Here is an 18,637-nt window from a genome sequence, read left to right as displayed (position 1 = left end):
GAAAGTTTTCGGTAACTATGTGTTTCAGTATAAATTATTAAGTATAGGTGGCTGAGTTTGGTTGATTAATGCCATGATTAAATTAATCTGTAAGTCAGTGTCATTTAATGTGGGAATATAATAAAATGATTTTCCACCTGCATTTAAAAAGATTTCTCGATTTTCTTCGTCAATTTCGTAAATAGTTTCAATACAATCTACCGAAAATCCGGGACAGATGACGTGCGCATTGTTAACACCACTTTTTGCTAATGTTTGTAGTGTATCGCTGGTACTTGGTGTAACCCATTTGCCTTTTCCAAATTTCGATTGATAAGCCATTTGAATTGGTATATTTATGTTATTTGTTCGGCATTTTTCGATTAATAACTGTGTGGTCATTTCACAACGTTGAATATAATCCTCTTTTCGTTTGTAAATATAACGCTCAGGAATACCATGATAAGAAAGTATAAGCACTTCAGGCTCGCCTTGGCATTGAAATGCTTTCTTAATTTGTAAATAAAGTGCATTGATATAGCTTGGATGATCGGCATAATCACGAATATAGTCAATACTATTTATGATTTTGTCGGTTGCTATAATTTGTTTAAGTTTATCAAGTACAGCGAGTGTTGTGGTTGTTGAGTATTGTGGAAAAAGTGGCAATACCGTAATTTTTGAACATGATTGAAGCTTGTTCAATGCAGATTGAATATTGGGTTCACCATAGGTCATGGCTAATTCACATTGAATATTTGGTAAGTGGTGTTGTAATTTATCACATAATAATTGGCTGTAATGAAGTAAAGGTGATGAGCCATTTATCCAAATTTTTTGGTAATGATGAATAATGTAAGGCACTCGTTTAGGTATTACAAGGTACTTTAAAATCGGATACCAAAATAGTTTCGGTAAATCAACGACATGGCGATCGAGTAAGAACTCGGTTAAGTACCGTTTTATTGCATCTGGTGTTGCCGCGTTTGGTGTACCTAGATTAATCAGCAATAACCCTTGTTTTTTATTCACAAGTAATCCTTATTTTGAGCAAAGATAATAGTTGATAATGTTAAAAAGCCTATGTAGTGCGCCTTGATTTTGTTTTAATACTTGATACGCTTGTTCGCCAATTTGTTGACTACGCGTTTTATTTTCTAAAAGCCCATTAATCGCTGAATAAAGGGAATCGGCTGTGCTAGCACAAATGATCATGCCATCAGCTGAAATAAGTTGCTCACAAATCACTTTAAAATTGAAAAAATGTTCGCCACTAATGATTGGGATATGGTGAAGTGCGGGTTCTAATGGATTATGCCCTCCATGTTTCACTAAACTGCCACCAACAAAGGCAACATCTGCAATACCATAAAGTTCTATTAATTCTCCCATCGTATCACCCAAAATGACTTGGGTTTGTTTAGCAGGAATTTGACCGCTACTGCGGTTTATATAATTTAATCCGCAATCATTAATTAATTTTTCGACGGTTTTAAAGCGTTCTGGGTGGCGGGGGACAATAATCAATAACAAATTGGGATATTTTTGTAATAACCGTTTAAAGGCAGATAAGATGATTTCATCTTCTCCATTATGTGTACTTGCGGCAATAAAAATAGGGCGATCTAATTGCCACTGCTGTTTTAGCGTTGTTATTTTTTGCTGTTGTTGATCTGTTATATCAATATCGAATTTAATACTACCGGTTATTGTTAAGTGATCACGGGGTAAACCCAGCGAAATAAAACGTTCTCCATCTTGCTTATTTTGTGCGGCAATTGCACTAATTTTTGATAGTAAATTGCTAATGGATCGCCCTAGTTTACTGTATCGATTAGCTGAACGTTCTGATAATCTGGCATTGGCAATAATTAGCTGAATATTTCGTTTATAACACTGACAGATAAAATTAGGCCAAAGCTCAGTTTCCATAATGATCACTAATTTAGGATTGACCGTATTTAAAAAACGATTTATTGCGCAGGGCAAATCATAAGGTAAATATACATGGCTGACGCTATCACCGAGTAATAATTTAACTTGCTCTGAACCTGTTGGCGTCATGGTGGTAACTGTGATAGGTAAACTAGGATATTGTTGCTTAAGTACTTTGATTAGTGGGATGGCTGCTATCGTTTCACCCACCGATACGGCATGCACTAAAATACCGTTAGATTTAACTTTATTTTTGCAAAAACCATAGCGTTCAAGCCAACGCTTTCGATAAGCTGGTGCTTTACGACTACGCCAAAGCAGTCTTAGCCAAACTAGTGGTTGAATCAAATACAATAAAAGAGTATATAAAATTTGCATACTAATTTAGTTGATTAGATCAAAAAAGTGTTCTCGGTAATAAACAAGTTCAGCAATTGAGTCACGAATATCATCAAGCGCTTGGTGTGAACTTTGTTTGCTAATCCCTTTTAGTATTTCAGGTTTCCAACGTTTAGCTAATTCTTTAATTGTGCTGACATCTAAATAGCGATAATGAAAATAACTTTCTAAATTAGGCATGTAGTTAAATAAAAAACGACGATCTTGCCCAATAGTATTACCGCAAATTGGAGAGCTGTTTTCTGGTACCCATTGTTTTAAAAATTCGATGGTTTGTTGTTCGGCCTGTTGTTCAGTAATAGTACTTTTGCGAACTCGCTCAATAAGTCCTGATTTGCCATGGGTGTTTTGGTTCCATTCATCCATTAATGCTAATTGCTCATCAGATTGATGAACTGCAATCACAGGACCTTCAGCAAGGATATTTAAGTTAGAATCGGTAACAATGGTTGCGAGCTCAATAATACGATCAGTTATTGGATTGAGTCCAGTCATTTCAAGGTCTATCCAAATTAGATTGTTACTATTAATTTGAGATTGTTTGTTCATAATTTGCTATAGAGATTTTCTTTTTGATACTGAGTAGTGTAGCATAACTGACAATCTGTTTTAGTAAAAAAATGAGTACTATGGCAAAAAATAAACTATCCAATAATCAAAAAAGACGTGTAGCAGCAAAACATCAGCAACGATTAGCAATAAAGAAAGATGAGAGTCTGGCAAATTTTTCATCACCTCGTGACGGTGTAGTAATAAGTCGTTTTGGTAAGTCTGCTGATGTTGAAGATAGTGCAGGTCTTATTTATCGTTGTAGTATTCGTCGCACGTTACCTTCGATAGTCACTGGTGATAAAGTAGTATGGCGCGAAAGTTTAGAGCCAAACACCAATGGTATTATTGAAGCAGTTCACCCAAGACATTCTGAACTTGTCCGACCTGATTTTTATGATGGCGTTAAACCCGTTGCGGCAAATGTAGATCAAATTGTGATTATATCGGCTGTATTGCCAGAGCTGTCTCTTAATATTATTGACCGCTATTTAGTCGCTTGTGAAGCGGTTGATATAAAACCGATTATTATTTTAAATAAAATTGATTTATTAAACGATGCTGAGCGTGAAAATATTGATAACCAATTGGCTATTTATACTAAAATTGGTTATCAAGTGTTGTATGTTTCATGCCAACATCAACAAGGCATTGCTTTGTTACAAGATATTTTACAAGATAAGGTTTCCATTTTAGTAGGACAGTCAGGTGTGGGAAAATCAAGTATTATTAATTTATTGTTACCTTATCAATCACAATCAGTTATAACTGGAGGTATTTCAGAAATATCCGGACTGGGTCAACATACAACCACTTCCTCTCGGCTTTATCACTTACCAAATGGTGGAGATATTATTGACTCACCAGGGATCCGCGAATTCGGTTTATGGCACTTAGAGCCAGAACAAGTAATTAGTGGTTTTAAAGAATTTGATAATTATTTAGGCGGTTGCCACTTTCGTGATTGTAATCACTTTGATACGCCAGGTTGTTTACTACAAAAAGCGGTACAAGATGGTAAAATTGCACCATCAAGGCTTGATAACTATCATCGAATTTTGCAAACAATGCAAGAAGTTAAGGCAAAAACTAACAAAATCTATAAATAATCAGCTTGATTCATTTATAATAAAATTAACTTAAATAAGTTGTATTTGTGTTTGAGTCATTACTGTAATTACTTGCTGCTCACAATTAGAGGTAACCTTTTGAAAGTCATTACTAGATTGTGAGCAATGAATATAATATTTAACATCTATTTTTTTAATGCAAAACCAATAGCTACATATGCCCAACCTTGGAAAATAAGGTCAATACCTAAAAACATACCTAATACCCAAAGACTGTCATATGGCCAACCTGCAATAATCATAAATCCTAAAATTAATGTAATAATCCCTGAGGTTAAAATCCATCCCCAACGAGGTAAATTGCGGTTATTCATAGCAGCAAATATTTGTGTAAAGCCGCTCATAATTAGCAAGAATGAAATCACCAATGTTAAGGCTGATGAAATAGCAACGGGTTGGAAAAATGACATTAGACCAATAAAAATGTATAAAATCCCCATTACTGCCCATAATGCTGACTGACCAAAACCTTTAATGCGAAATGAATGTAGTGCTTGGGCAATACCTGCAATTAAAATTAATGAACCAATAAAATAGACAGAAAAGACGGTTGCCATGAACTGATAGCCTAATGCTAAGCTTCCCAATATAATTAAAATAACACCAACTAAAATAAACCAGTTTGATCTTTCTTTAAGATTGTAGACATTGTTTTCGTTAGATATCATGTTATTTACCTATTTTTATAAGTTAATTTTGGATTTCAAATTAAAACCACTTTTAAGACTCATAGTTTGTCAATGGTGATTTAGTAAATGAAAAGAAAGGTAGTGAAGGTACAATTTATTGCACAGTAATTATGTTTATCCCAACTTTTACCGTGCATATAAAATAGTTAATATAATAAAACTAATTTTAGAATTAATCTTTATCTTTCAGTGCTTCGTCTAGCGTTGAGTAGAACATTAATTTGTTAGAAATTGGAGCAATTTTTGCGCGAGCTAATGTTTTTAATGGCTGAAACTGTAACTCACAAATTGATAGGTCAACATGTTCAGGTAATTCATCTATAAAATGTATTAAAGCATTGAGCCCACCTGCATCAAGAATAGGTACTGCATCCCATTGCAGTACTATGTGTTCATATCCATTAATCTTTTGATAAATTTCTAAAAATGTGCGTTCGGCCGCAGCAAAAAACAGTGGTCCATTAATGCGTAGTGCTAAGGTTCTATCGTTACTGCGATTGAGTTCAACTAAGCGAGTCATGCGTGCGATACGGCGCATAAATAAAATTGAGGCAAGTACAATTCCAAGTGTAATTGCAATCACCATATCAAATAGTACTGTTAGCGACATGCAAATTAGCATAATTAAAATATCATCTTTAGGAGCGCATTTGATAATATAAATGACGCGTTGAACAGCACTCATATTCCATGCCACAATAAGCAACAGTGCAGCCATAGCAGAAAGCGGAATAAATGATAATGCTGGTGCAAAGCAAATCAGCGCAAGTAAAACAACTAAAGAATGCAAAACAGCAGCAATAGGCGAAGTCGCCCCAGCTTTGACATTTGCCGCCGACCGTGCAATCGCTGCTGTTGCTGAAATTCCGCCAAAAAATGGTGCAATAATATTTCCTAAACCTTGACCAATAAGTTCGCTATTTGAGTGATGTTTAGTGTGTGTCATTTCATCTAATACCACAGCACAAAGTAACGACTCAATAGCACATAACATTGCCATAGTTAGCGAAATTGGTAATAAGGCGGTGATTGTTGACCAATCCCAGTTAAATTCAGTATGAAGCCACGGTAAAGAAAATTCTGGTAGCATTGATGGGATACCATGCCCTATGGTATTATCAGATAGTGTATAGATAAATCGTGAACCAATCGTTTCAATTTGATAGCCAAATTGATTAAAAATAAACATGACAGCAATGCCCGCAACCAGTGCCGGTAGATGACCGGATATTTTAAGATTAAGTTTTGGCCATACAATTAATACAATCAGTGTTATTACACCGACTATAGTGTCAGCAATATTAATAGTTGGTAGTGTTTTAGCTAGTTCCATAACTTTACCAATATAACTTTCTGGCATGTGCTCAAGTGTTAAACCAAAAAAATCTTTAATTTGCATGGTTGCGATAGTGATGGCAATGCCTGAAGTAAAACCTAATACAACGGGTAATGGAATATATTCAATTAATCTACCTAATCGTATCAATCCCATTAATACAAGGAATATGCCAGACAGTAATGTTGCAATAAGTAACCCTGATAACCCATATTGTAATGATACAGGGTATAAAATAACCACAAAGGCTGCAGTAGGACCAGAAACACTAAACTTCGAACCTCCCGTTAATGCAATTATGAAGCCCGATATAATTGCAGTATATAGGCCATGCTGTGGGGGGACGCCACTAGCGATTGCTAATGCCATTGCTAATGGTATAGCTATAATACCTACGGTTATGCCTGCAATTAAATCTTTAAGAAAACGTGATGTATTGTAAGGGTTAATTAGGCAAGAAGATATAAATGCACAACTAATTTTAGTGCCAGAAAGACCATATAATTTCATTATTTTAATTAACAGAGGTTATTTGAAATACTTAATAAGATAATCTTTTTTGCGGAAATTGAAAACGAGTTTTTAAGGTAATTCTTTTTTCACAAAAAGAAAAATATTTTTTGCCAAATTGTGATGTTGTCAATTTAATGATGAGACCTTTATATTTTTGAGTTGTATTTAGTTTTACATTCTTACCATTGCTTAAATTAGAGCATGAAGATATTACTTATAATATTTTGTGATTAGCAAATAAATAAAATCAATTAATCGATGTAGGAAAAATTATGTTGATAAACTAAATGGGTTGGGATTTAGATTCATAATCAATCTACTGTGGAGATGTTTAAAATTTCGTAATTGGATAAATGAGGAATGAATACTTATTTACTTAACTTTAATAACCTACTCAGTTGGTATTAATTATTTTAATTAGCAGGCTGTTTTAGTTATTTTTAAACTTGCAACCAAAAAGTGACTGGGCCGTCATTTATCAATGATACTTGCATATTGGCAGCAAATTGTCCTGTTGCTGTTTTGATTTGTTTTTCACATAGCTCGGAAAAAATTTGATAAAGTTTATTGGCTTCATCGGGTTTGGCTCCTTTTGTAAAGCTAGGACGCATACCTTTTTGGGTATCTGCTGCTAGCGTAAATTGGGATACGATTAATACTTCGCCGTTTGCTTGTTTTACATTCAAATTCATTTTTCCGTTATTGTCGTTAAAAATACGATAACCAAGTACTTTTTCACATAATCTGATTGCCTTTTGTTGATTATCATCTTGTTCTATGCCAAGTAAGATCAATAAACCATGATTAATACGTCCAATAACCTGATTATCGACCGATACAGAAGCTTGTTTAACACGTTGAATTAAGGCAATCATAAAATAGTTACTCCAATAGAGATTGATTATTAGACATTTGTTTTTTTTGGCGATTATAATCTGTTAAGGTTGCAGCAAATTCAGCGCCAAATAATACAATACACCAAGAGCAGTAGATCCATGCTAACATAATGGGAATTGTTGATACGACACCATAGATAAGTTGATAAGTTGGAAATGAACTTACATAAAGCGCAAATGCTCGTTTACCTAACTCAAATAATATTGCTGCGACTATTGCTCCAATGAGCGATTCTTTAAGAGGTACTGATTCAGTGGGTATAATGCTATACAATAGCCAAAATCCAATTATTGATATTATAAATGGTAAAGCGCTAAGCATTATATTCCCTGTGGCAGCTGTTGAAATCCATTGCGGAGAAAATATATAGGAACTTACCACCACACTTGATCCAGCTAAAATAGGTCCTAAGGTCAATATTGTCCAGTACATTGTTAGATTATACATAAATGAGCGTTTGCGTTTAGTTTTCCAAATATGATTTAGAGTGGTATTTATTGAGTTGATGAGTAATAATGACGTGATAATCAACCCTATAATACCGAAAAAGGTCATTTTTTTTGTATTAGCGATGAATTGTTCGAGATAATTTTGAATGATATCGCTTGCTGTAGGTACTAGATTACTATAAATTACTCGCTTTAATGATAAGCTAATTTCATCAAACATTGGAAAGGCAGATAACAAGGAAAAAATAACGGTGATAAGTGGAACCAATGCTAGTATTGTAGTATAAGCGAGGCTAGCTGAAGAAGTAGTTAAACGATCTTGATTGATTCGCAACCACAACATTTTTGAGAAGATTTTTATCAGCTTAAATATTTTCATGGTTTTTTATTGGTTAGCAATGATACAATTAGTGGTTATATTATTTTTTAATAAAATCAGTGCATTATTTGCATCATCCCTGCTTGTGTACGGTCCTGCAGTGACGCGATATAATTTTTCTGAAGAGATATTACTATTTATACCAGCCATAGCAAGCCGTGCTCTTAATGTATCAGCATTTGATTTTTCTTTAAATGCACCACATTGTAGTATCCATTTTGATGCCATTTGGGAATTTGTAGATGATGTTGACTTTGTTAGATTTGTTCTTTCTGGCAATAAAGTATTAGATGGTGATTCTGTAGTTATTTTTGAGTTATTGGCAAAACTTTTCAAAATTTGTTGTCGTTCATTAGCAGTAGAATTGGCAAATTGTCCAGAGCTTGCATTTGGTGTTTCTAATGCTTTGAGATATGCCCAACGCTCTTGAGGTTGTTCTGGAAGAGTTATTGCTGGTGGGTTGGTTTTGCTTATGGATTGTGCAATTGCTTTATTAGGTTTATTGTTAGAAACAAAGTAAAGAATAGCAGAAAATAAAGTAATAAGAATAATTGTCATAAATACCATAAGTTTAGGCATGAGCTGTGATTTATTTTTTTTAGGTTGGCTCTTTTTTCTAACATAGTCACGCTGCGCCACAATCTACTCTCTTTTTTATTAGTATTGAATTACAGTTCAGTATACAAATAAAAAAAGTGGCTTTCACCACTTTTTTTATTTTATTAGAAATACAACAATTAACAGAATAAAGTATTAAGCTAATGCTTTAATCTGTTTTATTAAATTCGCTTTATGGCGTGCAGCTTTATTTTTGTGAATTAAGCCACGAGCCGCTTGACGGTCAACAACTGCTTGCATGTCTTTGAATGCTACTTCAGCTGTTTGTTTATCACCAGCTGCAACAGCCGCGTAAACTTTTTTAACATAAGTACGCATCATTGAACGGTTACTAGCATTATGTTTACGGCGCTTTTCAGATTGAACCGCACGTTTCTTAGCTGATTTGATATTAGCCAAAGTCAACTCCCAAGATTAAATAAAATTACATATTAATAAGGCGGCAAAATATGCCTGATTTTCTGCCAATTGTCAATGCTGTTAAATAAAAAATTGCGATTTATAAATTTTATATGCATAACAAGTGTTTACTATTTGAACAATAATGACTATAACTTAGAAAGAATTTTTATGTTAAAATAGTTTAAATTTTATTTTATTTATATTTTATAAGAGGAAGTCTCATGTCTATTATTAGAATGCAAGATCTAGATCTAAAAGGAAAACGCTTATTTATTCGCTCAGATCTTAATGTGCCAGTCAAAAATGGTAAGGTAACTTCCGATGCGCGTATTAAAGCATCATTGCCAACTATAGAAGAGGCCATTAGAAAAGGTGCTAAAGTAATGGTTACTTCTCATATTGGTCGCCCGACAGAAGGAGAGTATAATCCAGAGTTTTCTTTACAGCCTGTTGTTGATTATTTAAAAGAACATGTATCATTCCCTGTTCGTTTAGTAAAAGATTATCTTAATGGCGTAGATGTTAAAGAAGGCGAATTGGTGGTTCTTGAAAATGTTCGTTTTAATATTGGTGAAGGTAAAGATGATGAATCTTTGTCTAAAAAATACGCAGCACTTTGTGATATTTATGTGATGGATGCGTTTGGTACAGCTCACCGAGCTCAAGCTTCCACTCATGGCGCTGGTAAATTTGCTCCAATTGCTTGTGCTGGTCCATTATTAGCAGCTGAACTTGATGCGTTAGGTAAAGCTTTAGATAACCCAGCAAGACCAATGGTTGCTATCGTTGCAGGTTCTAAAGTATCAACAAAATTAACTGTACTTGATTCTTTATCAAAGATTGCTGATCAAATTATTGTCGGTGGTGGTATTGCGAATACTTTTATTGCTGCTGAAGGTTATAATGTAGGTAAATCTCTTTATGAAGCAGATTTAATTCCAGAAGCTAAAAAATTAATGAGTAGTTGTGAAATACCCGTTCCAACCGATGTTCGTGTTGCCACTGAATTTAGTGAAGCAGCAACAGCGACCGAGAAATCAGTTAAAGAAGTTAAAGAAAATGAACAAATCCTTGATTTAGGTGATAAATCAGCAGAAGTATTAGCAAATATGATCAAAAATGCTAAAACCATTTTATGGAATGGCCCAGTGGGTGTTTTTGAATTCCCTAATTTCCGTCGTGGTACTGAAATTGTAGCTAAAGCAATTGCCGATAGCGAAGGTTTTTCAATCGCAGGTGGAGGTGATACATTAGCTGCAATTGATCTATTTGATATTGAGGATAAAATCTCTTATATTTCAACTGGTGGGGGAGCCTTCCTTGAGTTCGTTGAAGGTAAAAAGCTCCCCGCTGTTGCGATGTTAGAAGCTAGAGCAAAAGCGTAGTATTTGAGTTTAGTAAAAGGATGAGGCAACTACTCATCCTTTAATTTTTATAAATAAATTTATAGGTAATAAAATGGTTACTAAGATTTCTGATGTTGTTAAACCTGGTGTTGTCACTGGTGATGATGTTCAAAAAGTATTTCAAATCGCTCGCGAAAATAATTTTGCATTACCTGCGGTTAACTGTGTTGATACGAATACTATTAATGCTGTTATTGAAACAGCAGCAAAAGTAGGTTCTCCTGTTATTGTTCAATTCTCTAATGGTGGATCTCAATTTATTGCTGGCAAAGGTTTAAAATTAGAAGGTCAAGAATGTGCTGTATTGGGTGCTATTTCTGGTGCAAAGCATGTTCATCTTATGGCTGAAAAATATGGTGTTCCAGTTATTGTTCATACTGATCATTGTGCTAAAAAATTACTTCCATGGGTTGATGGATTACTTGATGCTGGCGAAACTCATTTTGCAAAAACAGGTAAACCTTTATTTTCTTCTCATATGATTGACCTTTCAGAAGAATCATTAAAAGATAATATTGATATTTGTTGCCAATATCTTGCTCGTATGTCAGCAATGAAAATGACTTTAGAGTTAGAGTTAGGATGTACAGGTGGTGAAGAAGATGGTGTTGACAATAGCCATATGGATAGTTCAGCACTTTATACGCAACCAGAAGATGTGGCTTATGCTTATGAACGTTTAAGTGCTATCAGTCCTAGGTTTACTATTGCAGCTTCATTTGGTAATGTGCATGGAGTTTATAAACCAGGTAATGTAAAATTGACCCCCAAAATTTTAGATAACTCACAAAAATATGTATCTGAAAAATATAATTTACCAGCCAAATCATTAAACTTTGTATTTCATGGTGGATCAGGTTCTACGTCAGAAGAAATTGCTGAAGCAGTAAGTTATGGTGTAATTAAAATGAATATTGATACAGATACCCAATGGGCTAACTGGTCTGGTATTTTAAATTACTACAAAGCAAATGAAGCTTACTTACAGGGTCAATTAGGTAACCCAGAAGGTGTTGATGCCCCAAATAAAAAATATTACGATCCACGAGTATGGTTACGCAAAGGGCAAGATTCATTAGTTGCTCGTTTAGAACTTGCATTTAAAGAACTTAATGCTATTGATGTGCTTTAACCATTATTTAATTTTTTTAATATAAGCAGGGCAATTTTTCCTGCTTATATTTTTGATTGCTAATAAATAGGGCTTGCATTTATTTATTAGTTGTAGGATAATTTCGCCCTCATTTAACTTAGGGGAGCTGTCTGTTTATTAGTAATTTATTAATAGAAGAGGCGTTTGTACCCGAGAAAAGGAAACTAAAATGGCAAAAAAAGTACAAGCTTACATCAAGTTGCAAGTAGCAGCTGGTGCAGCTAATCCAAGTCCACCAGTTGGTCCGGCACTTGGTCAACATGGTGTAAATATCATGGAATTCTGTAAAGCGTTTAATGCTAAAACAGAAAGTATGGAAAAAGGTTTACCTATACCAGTAGTAATTTCTGTGTATTCTGACCGTTCATTTACATTTGTAACTAAAACTCCTCCTGCAGCTGTTTTATTAAAGAAAGCTGCTAAAATTAAGTCAGGTTCTGGTGAGCCTAATAAGAAAAAAGTAGGTAAAGTTACAAGCACTCAAATTCGTGAAATTGCTGAATTAAAGGCTGCAGATATGAATGGTTCTACCATTGAAACGATGATGCGTTCTATCGAAGGAACAGCGCGTTCAATGGGTCTGGAAGTGGAGGGTTAATTCATGGCTAAATTATCTAAAAAAGCTAAACTTATCCGCGAAAAAGTGAATGCAACCAAACAATATGAAATTAATGAAGCGATTGCTTTGTTAAAAGAGTTGGCTACAGCTAAATTTACCGAAAGCGTCGATGTTGCGGTTAATTTGGGTATTGATTCACGTAAATCAGATCAAAATGTTCGTGGCGCTATAGTGTTGCCTCATGGGACAGGGCGTAGTGTTCGAGTTGCTGTATTTACTCAAGGGGCAAACGCTGAAGCAGCTAGAGAAGCCGGTGCTGAATTAGTAGGCATGGATGATCTTGCAGATCAAATTAAAAAAGGCGAAATGAACTTTGATGTGGTTATTGCTTCACCAGATGCTATGCGAGTTGTTGGTCAGTTAGGTCAAATTTTAGGACCACGTGGTTTAATGCCAAACCCTAAAGTCGGCACTGTAACACCTAACGTTGCAGAAGCTGTTAAAAATGCTAAAGCTGGTCAAATTCGTTACCGTAATGATAAAAATGGTATTATTCACACTACAATTGGTAAAGCTGATTTTGATGCAGATAAACTTAAAGAAAATTTAGAAGCAATACTTGTTGCCTTAAAACGTGCAAAACCGGCATCTTCTAAAGGTGTGTTTGTGAAAAAAGTTAGTCTTTCTACTACAATGGGTGCTGGTGTTACCATAGATCAAACAACATTGAGTACAACTGTTTAATTATCTTTTTGATTAGATATTGAAAAATCGGTTGGTGTCTGGCCTTAACCAGACCCCGTCCAAGACCGTAGGTGTAATTGATATTTAATTGCTTAATTTTCCTACGTAGACGGTGACAGAACCTGATAGATATAATAGAAGGATTCTGCTCATCGTGGTTGTGCTAACTACATGTGTAGTTAGTTTAAATAAGTCTAGGCTTTGCCTAGTTTTAATCCAGGAGCAAAACCAATGGCACTAAATCTTCAAAATAAACAAGAGATTGTTGCTGAAGTTAATGAAATCGCCAAAGGTGCGCTATCTGCAGTTGTTGCTGATTCTCGTGGCGTAACTGTAGAAAAAATGACTGCATTACGTAAATCTGCTCGTGAAGCTGGTGTCTATATGCGTGTTGTTCGTAATACGCTATTACGCCGTGTTGTTGAGGGCACTCAATATGAGTGCTTAAAAGATACGTTTGTTGGTCCTACTCTAATTGCATTTTCAAATGAGCACCCAGGTGCTGCAGCACGTATTTTTAAAGCGTTTGCTAAGGAAAATGATAAATTTGAGATTAAAGCCGCAGCCTTTGAAGGTGAGTTAATTACTGCAGCGAACATTGATCGCTTAGCAACATTACCTACCTATGAAGAAGCATTAGCTCGCTTGATGTCAACCATGAAAGAAGCCGCAGCTGGCAAATTGGTTCGTACTCTTGCAGCAGTTCGCGATCAAAAAGAAGCAGCTTAATTGCATTATGATTGTGAATTTTATTAATTAAAATTGTAAATTTGGGAAACTATATTATGTCTATCACTAAAGAACAAATTTTAGATGCAGTCGCAGAAATGTCTGTAATGGACGTTGTTGAACTTGTATCAATGATGGAAGAAAAGTTTGGCGTTTCTGCAGCAGCAGCTGTTGCCGTTGCTGCCGCAGGTCCAGCTGAAGCAGCAGAAGAAAAAACCGAGTTTGATGTAATCTTAAAAGATGTTGGTGCAAACAAAGTAGCTGTTATCAAAGCAGTTCGTGGTGCAACAGGCTTAGGCTTAAAAGAAGCTAAAGATCTTGTTGAATCAGCTCCAGCTACAGTTAAAGAAGGTATTAGTAAAGCTGATGCTGAAGAGCTTAAAAAGTCACTTGAAGAATCTGGTGCAGTTGTCGAACTTAAGTAAATTAATCGATGGCAAGCTAAATGGCTGGGGGTTTTTACCTCCAGCCTTTTTGCGCTGTAACAATCTGAAGAATTTTATTTGAAGACTATCAGTAAAAAGCAATAAAGAAATAGTATATCTAATAAGCCTAATCAATTGATATTTATAGATATTTCGATGAGGTGTCAGGCGTTATTATTTAATAGTAGTACCCTGATGAATATTTAATCATGCTAAAAAAATAGCAGATAAGCAAGTTGAGGAACTAATGGTTTACTCTTATACCGAGAAAAAACGAATTCGTAAGAATTTTGGTAAGCGTCCACAAGTCTTGGATATACCGTATCTTCTTTCTATTCAACTTGATTCGTTCCAGAAATTTATTGAGCAAGACCCTGAAGGCCAATACGGTTTAGAAGCCGCTTTTCGTTCAATATTTCCGATAAAAAGTTATAGTGGTAACGCTGAGTTACAATACGTGAGCTTTAAAATGGGCGAACCTGTGTTTGATGTTAAAGAATGTCAAATTAGAGGGATCACTTACTCAGCACCATTGCGCGTAAAATTACGTTTAGTTATTTATGATAAAGATGCACCAGAAGGAACAGTAAAAGATATTAAAGAACAAGACGTCTATATGGGTGAAATTCCTTTAATGACAGACAATGGTACATTTGTGATCAATGGTACTGAACGCGTTATTGTTTCACAGTTACATCGTAGTCCTGGTGTGTTCTTTGATAGTGATAAAGGTAAAACGCACTCTTCTGGGAAAGTTTTATATAATGCTCGGATTATTCCTTATCGTGGCTCTTGGCTTGATTTTGAATTTGATCCAAAAGATAATCTTTTTGCTCGTATTGACCGTCGTCGTAAACTTCCAGCGACAATAATTTTGCGTGCGCTAGGTTATGAAACAGAAGAAATTTTAGATATCTTCTTCGAAAAAACGTTTTTTGAAGTAGGCAAATCCAAACTAAAAATGGATCTTGTGCCTGAGCGTTTACGTGGGGAAACTGCACTTTTTGATATTGAAGCAAAAGGTAAAACTTATGTAGAAAAAGGGCGCCGTATTACAGCTCGTCACATTCGTGAATTAGAAAAAGATAAAGTTAGCAAAATTGATGTGCCAGTTGAATATATCGTTAACAAAGTACTTGCAAAAAATTATGTTAATGAAGAGACAGGTGAAGTTATTGCCTTTGCCAATACACCAATTTCATTAGAATTATTACTAGAATTAACTAATGCTGGTCACAAAAAAATTGAAACATTATTTACTAATGACCTTGATCATGGTTCATTTATTTCTGAAACACTGAATGTTGATTCAACTCGTGACCGTCTAGGTGCGCTAGTTGAAATTTATCGTATGATGCGCCCTGGTGAACCACCAACAAAAGAAGCTGCTGAAGCGCTATTCGATAATTTATTCTTCTCTGATGAACGTTATGATTTATCAGCTGTTGGCAGGATGAAATTTAACCGTTCTTTAGGCCGTGACGATATTGAAGGTGAAAGCGTTTTAACAAAAGATGATATCATCGATGTTATGAAAAAGCTTATTAGTATCCGTAATGGTCATGGTGACGTGGATGATATTGATCATTTGGGCAACCGCCGTATACGTAGTGTGGGTGAAATGGCTGAAAACCAATTCCGTATTGGTCTAGTTCGTGTAGAACGAGCAGTTAAAGAACGTTTATCATTAGGCGATCTTGATTCACTAATGCCACAAGATATGATTAATGCTAAACCAATTTCAGCAGCGATTCGTGAGTTCTTTGGATCAAGCCAGTTATCACAATTCATGGATCAAAATAATCCATTGTCGGAAATTACACACAAACGCCGTATTTCTGCATTAGGTCCTGGTGGCTTAACTCGTGAGCGCGCAGGATTCGAAGTTCGTGACGTACATCCTACTCACTATGGTCGGGTTTGTCCGATTGAGACACCTGAAGGTCCAAATATCGGTTTGATTAACTCGCTAGCAGTTTATTCTCGGACTAATGAGTATGGCTTCTTAGAAACACCGTATCGCCGTGTGATTGATGGTGTTGTAACTGATGAAATTAACTATTTATCAGCGATTGATGAGAGTGAGTTTGTTATTGCTCAGGCTAACTCCAATCTAGATGATGCAGGCCGTTTTAAAGAAGAATTAGTGACTTGTCGTTTAAATGGTGAATCTGGATTATATACCCCGGATCAAGTTCACTATATGGATGTATCAACTCAACAAATTGTATCGGTTGGTGCTTCATTAATTCCATTCTTAGAGCATGATGATGCGAACCGTGCTTTAATGGGGGCAAACATGCAACGTCAAGCTGTGCCAACGTTAAAAGCTGAAAAGCCGTTTGTTGGGACTGGTATGGAACGTGCAGTAGCTGTTGACTCAGGTGTAACAGCGGTTGCTCGTCGTGGTGGTACAGTTCAATATGTTGATGCTTCTCGTATTGTTGTTAATGTTAATGTTGATGAAATATATGCTGGTGAAACAGGTATTGATATTTATAACTTAACTAAATATACCCGTTCTAACCAAAATACGTGCATCAACCAAATTCCATGTGTGGAACTGGGTGAAAAAGTTGAACGTGGCGATGTACTTGCAGACGGCCCATCGACAGACTTAGGTGAATTAGCATTAGGTCAAAATATGCGAGTGGCATTTATGCCATGGAATGGTTATAACTTCGAGGATTCTATTTTAGTTTCTGAAAAAGTGGTACAAGATGACCGTTTTACTTCAATTCATATTCAAGAATTATCTTGTATCTCTCGAGACACCAAATTAGGTGCTGAAGAAATTACTGCTGATATTCCAAATGTAGGCGAAGCAGCATTATCTAAACTTGATGAATCAGGGATTGTATATATTGGTGCTGAGGTTAAAGGTGGTGATATTCTTGTTGGTAAAGTAACACCAAAAGGCGAAACACAATTAACCCCAGAAGAAAAACTACTTCGTGCGATTTTTGGTGAAAAAGCTTCTGACGTTAAAGATACTTCTTTACGTGTTCCAAATGGAGTTTCAGGTACAGTAATTGATGTTCAAGTCTTTACTCGAGATGGCGTACAAAAAGATAAACGTGCGCTTGAAATTGAAGAGATGCAACTTAAGCAGGCAAGAAAAGATTTAACTGAAGAACTTAAAATCTTAGAGGCTGCATTGTTTGCTCGCATTCGTGAGGTACTAATTTCAGGCGGGATCAAAGCTGATAAATTGGATACTTTACCACATGAAAAATGGTTAACAATTGGTATTGCAGACGAAGATAAACAAGCCCAATTAGAACAGTTGGCTGAACAGTACGATGAAATCAAAACAGAGTTTAACAAAAAACTTGAAGCAAAACGCATGAAGATCACTCAAGGTGATGATTTACAGCCTGGTGTTCTTAAAATCGTTAAAGTTTACTTGGCAGTTAAACGTCAAATTCAGCCGGGTGATAAGATGGCTGGTCGCCATGGTAACAAAGGGGTTATTTCAAAAATTAACCCAATTGAAGATATGCCATATGATGAAAAAGGTCGTCCAGTTGATATCGTATTGAATCCGCTAGGTGTTCCGTCCCGTATGAATATTGGACAGATCTTAGAAACTCATTTGGGTATGGCCGCTAAAGGTATTGGTCAGAAGATTGATGCTATGCTAAAAGAACAGCAGGAATTAGCTAAATTACGTGAATTTATTCAAAAAGCGTATGATCTTGGTTTAGGTGCTGCGCAAAAAGTTAATGTTGCAGAATTTACTGATCAAGAAGTGATGACTTTAGCACAAAATTTACGTAATGGTATGCCATTAGCAACACCTGTATTTGATGGTGCTAAAGAGCAAGAAATTAAGGCATTACTAGAGCTGGGTGACTTACCAACTTCTGGTCAAATTACTTTGTATGATGGTCGTACGGGTGAAAAATTTGAACGTCCAGTTACTGTAGGTTATATGTATATGCTCAAATTGAATCACTTAGTTGATGACAAAATGCATGCTCGTTCTACTGGTTCATACAGTCTGGTTACTCAACAGCCATTGGGTGGTAAAGCTCAATTTGGTGGTCAACGTTTTGGTGAGATGGAAGTGTGGGCACTTGAAGCATATGGTGCAGCTTATACATTACAAGAAATGTTAACTGTTAAATCAGATGACGTAAACGGTCGAACTAAAATGTATAAAAATATTGTAGATGGTGATCATCGTATGGAACCTGCGATCCCAGAATCATTTAATGTACTATTAAAAGAGATTCGTTCGCTAGGTATAAATATAGAGTTAGATGAAGAGTAATTTTTGCTAACTTAAATGATTTCTATTTATAGGGATAACTTATTAGTAATAATAAGTTATCTAATTGGTT

General features: G+C 35.5%; 17 protein-coding genes. 8 read left to right on the top strand and 9 right to left on the bottom strand.

Going from position 1 to position 18,637, the window contains the following annotated elements; all coding sequences use genetic code 11:
* Window positions 1–24 precede the first annotated feature (24 nt).
* The 3 genes from hemH to orn are packed head-to-tail and all read right to left on the bottom strand — an operon-like array spanning window position 25 to window position 2,862.
* Window positions 25–1,011: a ferrochelatase gene (hemH, locus tag A9G34_RS01570; RefSeq protein WP_065568676.1), complete on the bottom strand. Its 987-nt coding sequence runs from the start codon at window positions 1,009–1,011 to the stop codon at window positions 25–27.
* Between the two features lie 9 nt (window positions 1,012–1,020).
* On the bottom strand, window positions 1,021–2,292 hold the full coding sequence (gene waaA / locus A9G34_RS01565) for a lipid IV(A) 3-deoxy-D-manno-octulosonic acid transferase (RefSeq protein WP_065568675.1): 1,272 nt from the start codon (window positions 2,290–2,292) through the stop codon (window positions 1,021–1,023).
* Between the two features lie 6 nt (window positions 2,293–2,298).
* Entirely contained in the window at window positions 2,299–2,862 is a 564-nt protein-coding gene (gene orn, locus A9G34_RS01560; protein WP_065568674.1) for an oligoribonuclease, read from the bottom strand.
* An 80-nt stretch (window positions 2,863–2,942) separates the two neighbouring features.
* On the opposite strand from orn, the gene rsgA reads away from it, so the two are divergent.
* Complete coding sequence (gene rsgA / locus A9G34_RS01555) at window positions 2,943–3,971, top strand: small ribosomal subunit biogenesis GTPase RsgA (protein WP_065568673.1); 1,029 nt, start codon at window positions 2,943–2,945, stop codon at window positions 3,969–3,971.
* A gap of 146 nt (window positions 3,972–4,117) precedes the next feature.
* On the opposite strand, the gene A9G34_RS01550 is transcribed toward rsgA, so the two are convergent.
* The 6 genes from A9G34_RS01550 to rpsT form a co-directional block, all read right to left on the bottom strand.
* Window positions 4,118–4,660: an HdeD family acid-resistance protein gene (locus A9G34_RS01550; RefSeq protein ID WP_065568672.1), complete on the bottom strand. Its 543-nt coding sequence runs from the start codon at window positions 4,658–4,660 to the stop codon at window positions 4,118–4,120.
* A gap of 193 nt (window positions 4,661–4,853) precedes the next feature.
* Window positions 4,854–6,527 (bottom strand): C4-dicarboxylic acid transporter DauA, encoded by a 1,674-nt coding sequence (dauA, locus tag A9G34_RS01545; protein ID WP_034948237.1) that lies wholly within the window; start codon window positions 6,525–6,527, stop codon window positions 4,854–4,856.
* A gap of 443 nt (window positions 6,528–6,970) precedes the next feature.
* On the bottom strand, window positions 6,971–7,405 hold the full coding sequence (gene dtd, locus A9G34_RS01540) for a D-aminoacyl-tRNA deacylase (RefSeq protein WP_034948234.1): 435 nt from the start codon (window positions 7,403–7,405) through the stop codon (window positions 6,971–6,973).
* A gap of 7 nt (window positions 7,406–7,412) precedes the next feature.
* Entirely contained in the window at window positions 7,413–8,255 is an 843-nt protein-coding gene (locus A9G34_RS01535; protein WP_034948232.1) for a virulence factor BrkB family protein, read from the bottom strand.
* 6 nt (window positions 8,256–8,261) lie between these two features.
* The gene (locus A9G34_RS01530) at window positions 8,262–8,894 is read right to left on the bottom strand and encodes an SPOR domain-containing protein (RefSeq protein WP_034948230.1); all 633 of its coding nucleotides are present in this window, start codon (window positions 8,892–8,894) and stop codon (window positions 8,262–8,264) included.
* Window positions 8,895–9,008: 114 nt separating this feature from the next.
* Entirely contained in the window at window positions 9,009–9,272 is a 264-nt protein-coding gene (rpsT, locus tag A9G34_RS01525) for a 30S ribosomal protein S20 (protein WP_034948227.1), read from the bottom strand.
* Between the two features lie 224 nt (window positions 9,273–9,496).
* Here rpsT and pgk point away from each other — a divergent pair, with 224 nt between their 5' ends.
* The 7 genes from pgk to rpoB all read left to right on the top strand — a co-directional run bounded on the left by pgk (window position 9,497) and on the right by rpoB (window position 18,567).
* Window positions 9,497–10,660, top strand: a complete 1,164-nt coding sequence (gene pgk / locus A9G34_RS01520; RefSeq protein ID WP_034948222.1) for a phosphoglycerate kinase — start codon at window positions 9,497–9,499, stop codon at window positions 10,658–10,660.
* A gap of 73 nt (window positions 10,661–10,733) precedes the next feature.
* Window positions 10,734–11,813, top strand: a complete 1,080-nt coding sequence (gene fbaA, locus A9G34_RS01515) for a class II fructose-bisphosphate aldolase (protein WP_034948216.1) — start codon at window positions 10,734–10,736, stop codon at window positions 11,811–11,813.
* 190 nt (window positions 11,814–12,003) lie between these two features.
* Complete coding sequence (gene rplK / locus A9G34_RS01510) at window positions 12,004–12,432, top strand: 50S ribosomal protein L11 (RefSeq protein ID WP_034948212.1); 429 nt, start codon at window positions 12,004–12,006, stop codon at window positions 12,430–12,432.
* 3 nt (window positions 12,433–12,435) lie between these two features.
* Window positions 12,436–13,137, top strand: coding sequence for a 50S ribosomal protein L1 (rplA, locus tag A9G34_RS01505; protein ID WP_034948207.1), 702 nt, complete (start codon window positions 12,436–12,438; stop codon window positions 13,135–13,137).
* Window positions 13,138–13,368: 231 nt separating this feature from the next.
* Complete coding sequence (gene rplJ, locus A9G34_RS01500; protein ID WP_025316516.1) at window positions 13,369–13,866, top strand: 50S ribosomal protein L10; 498 nt, start codon at window positions 13,369–13,371, stop codon at window positions 13,864–13,866.
* A 56-nt stretch (window positions 13,867–13,922) separates the two neighbouring features.
* Window positions 13,923–14,291 carry a 50S ribosomal protein L7/L12 gene (rplL, locus tag A9G34_RS01495; protein ID WP_034948204.1) on the top strand — a complete coding sequence of 123 codons (369 nt, stop codon included), beginning with the start codon at window positions 13,923–13,925 and terminating at the stop codon, window positions 14,289–14,291.
* 247 nt (window positions 14,292–14,538) lie between these two features.
* Window positions 14,539–18,567 carry a DNA-directed RNA polymerase subunit beta gene (gene rpoB, locus A9G34_RS01490; RefSeq protein ID WP_065568671.1) on the top strand — a complete coding sequence of 1,343 codons (4,029 nt, stop codon included), beginning with the start codon at window positions 14,539–14,541 and terminating at the stop codon, window positions 18,565–18,567.
* The last annotated feature ends 70 nt before the right edge of the window (window positions 18,568–18,637 follow it).

It is taken from the genome of Gilliamella sp. Choc4-2 (genome assembly GCF_001690355.1).
GTDB classification, from domain to species: Bacteria; Pseudomonadota; Gammaproteobacteria; order Enterobacterales; family Orbaceae; genus Gilliamella; species Gilliamella apicola_A.
Note: the sequence above shows the minus strand (reverse complement) of the source record. Positions and strands in the feature narration are given on the sequence as shown.